At 45.2% G+C, this 3,237-nt stretch carries 2 protein-coding genes and 1 pseudogene; all 3 read left to right on the plus strand.

Going from position 1 to position 3,237, the window contains the following annotated elements; all coding sequences use genetic code 11:
- The first annotated feature begins 113 nt into the window (after positions 1–113).
- Entirely contained in the window at positions 114–1,481 is a 1,368-nt protein-coding gene (locus WMO41_RS15665) for a DUF8426 domain-containing protein (protein ID WP_349230569.1), read from the plus strand.
- A 29-nt stretch (positions 1,482–1,510) separates the two neighbouring features.
- Positions 1,511–2,527, plus strand: coding sequence for an O-acetyl-ADP-ribose deacetylase (locus WMO41_RS15670; protein WP_349230570.1), 1,017 nt, complete (start codon positions 1,511–1,513; stop codon positions 2,525–2,527).
- A gap of 184 nt (positions 2,528–2,711) precedes the next feature.
- A pseudogene (locus tag WMO41_RS15675) lies at positions 2,712–3,161 on the plus strand (vWA domain-containing protein); the annotation flags it as partial.
- Positions 3,162–3,237: the final 76 nt, after the last annotated feature.

Raw genomic sequence — 3,237 nt, forward strand, 5'->3', positions numbered from 1 at the left:
AATGGGATTTTTGCCTGCAAGCCCATGTTTTCATACGGTCAGCGCAGTGAATGCGCAGACCTACTGAACAGTTACGAGAAAGTTCTAAATACAAAAAGAAAGAGGAAGATAAAATGGCAGTATGGAGATTACAGGTGAATACAGGAGGCACAAATGTTGCCGACTATTGCTTGAAAAATCATGTCGCAGCAATGGGATGGAGTCTGCGCGAATTAACCCAGGCGGAACGTTCTGAGATACATACATTTTTGGATTACTGTAATCTGGCAAGAACTCAGTACAGATCATTCGACAGTGTGTGCCGCATGGTAGAGGATGTGAAAGAAGGAGATCTCCTATGGATGCGCTCAAGAAATGAAGGAAAATACTATATTGCGAGAGTTAAGTCGAACAGCACCTGGGTGTTTCGCGAAGATGCGGTACAGATTGATGCAGCGAATCAGTTGACAAACATAGACTGGTATCCAGCTACAGATAAGGCAGATGAAGAGTCCGTTCCTGGTGCTGTGGCAACATCATTTATTATGGGATCAACCATCCAGAGAATTAAGAAAAATGGAGTAGAAGCATACAGTCAAATGCTGTATAACCGCGTTCACGATTCAGCACAGGATCTATTCAATTATCCCGATCCAGCCCTCTCGTTATGTGAGAAGCATTTTTACAGCCTGCTTCAGCCGGAAGATGTTGAGGATTTACTTGCGCTGTGGCTGTATGATACGAAAGGCTACGTTTGCATTCCATCGACAAATAAAATTGCTACGCCAAAGTATGAGTGCGTTTTGGTTGATCCAAATGACCTGAACCGAAAGCATATTTACATTCAGGTAAAGAAGGGTAATATTGATCTCAATACAGATGACTATTCCAGCCTGAATGGTGAAGTGTATTTGCTTACAACAGAAGGAAACATTCAGAATGAACAGAAATATTCAAATGTGAAAGTAGCAGATCCAACAGTTATCTATGAATTTGCGATCAATCCGGATAAGTCTCATATCATTCCGGAGAATGTTTTATACTGGGTGAAGTTTCTGACAGAAATAGAAAATAATCGTTTGAAGTTTTCTGCGTGTAAGGGAATCATGTTTGATACGAATATCTCGTATTCAGATACAAATGAATCCGAGATGATTCTCGGAAACAAAATAGCGGCATATGGAGATGCTAAACGGTATATCGACAGCTTTCGCAAAGATGACTATGCTCTTTTTTATTCCAAAGGAAGAGGAATTATTGCAGTTGGACAGATTGTTACAGACACACCAACGGAAGTGGGTGATGAAAAATATCATAGTGTCAGAATGATTGTGCCGGAAAATTTCAATGGAGATGTTAAAGCATTGCCTGCTCTGTCTCCGAATGAGATTAAAACAATTTTGAAGCGGAATTTTTATTGGGCATCGACAATCAAAACACCGTTCCTTATAGGAACACAGGTTGAAATGTTGATTCGTGAATTGAAAAAGAAGCATGTTTAACGAGACAGCAGAAAGGGGAGAGATAAGCAATGCCCTTACAGATTATCAGAAACGATATCACAAAAATGAGCGTTGACGCAATCGTCAATGCTGCCAACACTTCTCTTTTGGGCGGTGGTGGTGTGGACGGCTGCATTCATCGTGCCGCCGGACCGGAGCTGCTTGCAGAGTGCAGTACGCTGCATGGCTGCGAGACCGGCAGCGCAAAAATCACAAAGGGATACCGCCTGCCCTGCAAATATGTGATCCATGCAGTCGGCCCGCGCTGGCGGGATGGCAAGCACCGGGAACAGGAGTTTCTGGAATCCTGCTATCGGACATCTTTGAACCTGGCAAAAGAAAATGGCTGTCAGTCGGTGGCCTTTCCGCTGATTTCCTCCGGCATTTACGGCTATCCAAAAGACCAGGCACTGAAGGTTGCAGTCGATACCATCAGTACGTTTCTGCTGGAGAATGAGATGATGGTCTACATCGTTATCTTTGACCGAAAGGCATATCAGATCAGCGGAAAACTGTTTGCTGATATCGCGGCATACATAGATGATCGGTATGTGGAGGAACATACTGACAGCCGAGTAGAACAGAGACGGCGGCTCAAGGCGTTGTCAGAAGAATCCTGCTTTGAAGCTGAACCTGTTTCGCTTCCGTCCGAAGCAATCTTTAAATCATTCAGCAGTCAATCCTTGGAAGAGGCACTGGGGCAGATTGATGAGAGCTTTTCGGAAATGCTGCTTCGGAAGATTGACGAAAGCGGCATGACGGATGCCCAGTGCTACAAGAAGGCAAACATTGACCGGAAGCTCTTTTCCAAAATTCGCTCAGATAAATTCTATAAACCGTCCAAACCTACAGCGCTGGCATTTGCCATCGCTTTGGAACTGCCGCTTGCCCAGATGCAAGAGATGCTCGGCAAGGCCGGGTTTACCCTTTCCCATTCGAGCAAATTCGACATCATTGTAGAATATTTTGTCGAACGGGGAAACTATAATGTGTATGAAATCAACGAGGCGCTGTTTGCTTTTGACCAGAGCCTGATCGGAGCATAAGGACAAAGAAATGTCGCTTTCCATGCGACCACTCCACAAAAGAAAATCGCTATACTATGGCTGTAAGGTACGAAACCGAGCAGCCATATGCGCGTGTAATGAGCCAAAGTTCGAGCTTGCTCGAAACCTTGGCGAATACCGCGACAGCGAGCCCGCAAGGGCGAGATTTTGGGAGGACAAGCATATGAGAAAGAATTTAACAGAGATCGTTTTTATCTTAGACCGCAGCGGTTCCATGAGCGGATTGGAACGGGATACCATCGGTGGATTCAATTCCATGATTGAGCAGCAGAAAAAAGCAGAGGGCGAAGCACTGATCTCAACGGTGCTGTTTGATAATGTGAGCGAAGTCCTGCACGACCGTGTAAATGTAAGGGACATCCGACCGATGACTGACCGGGATTACACGGTTCGCGGATGCACAGCACTCTTAGATGCCATCGGCGGTGCAATTCATCACATTGGAAATGTTCATAAGTACGCAAGACAGGAGGATGTGCCGGAACACACCATGTTTGTAATCACTACGGACGGAATGGAAAATGCCAGCCGCCGGTACAACAGCGAAAAAGTGAAGCAGATGATTGAGCGGCAGAAAGAAAAATACGGTTGGGAGTTTTTGTTCCTCGGTGCGTAAGTAATCAATTGCGGGTACCATCTAAAACGAAACCCCGCATAGTTGCGGGGTTCAAGACTTCTTGTAACGGCTT

Origin of the sequence: Ventrimonas faecis (assembly GCF_040096075.1) — a bacterium.
Taxonomy (GTDB): domain Bacteria; phylum Bacillota; class Clostridia; order Lachnospirales; family Lachnospiraceae; genus Brotaphodocola; species Brotaphodocola faecis.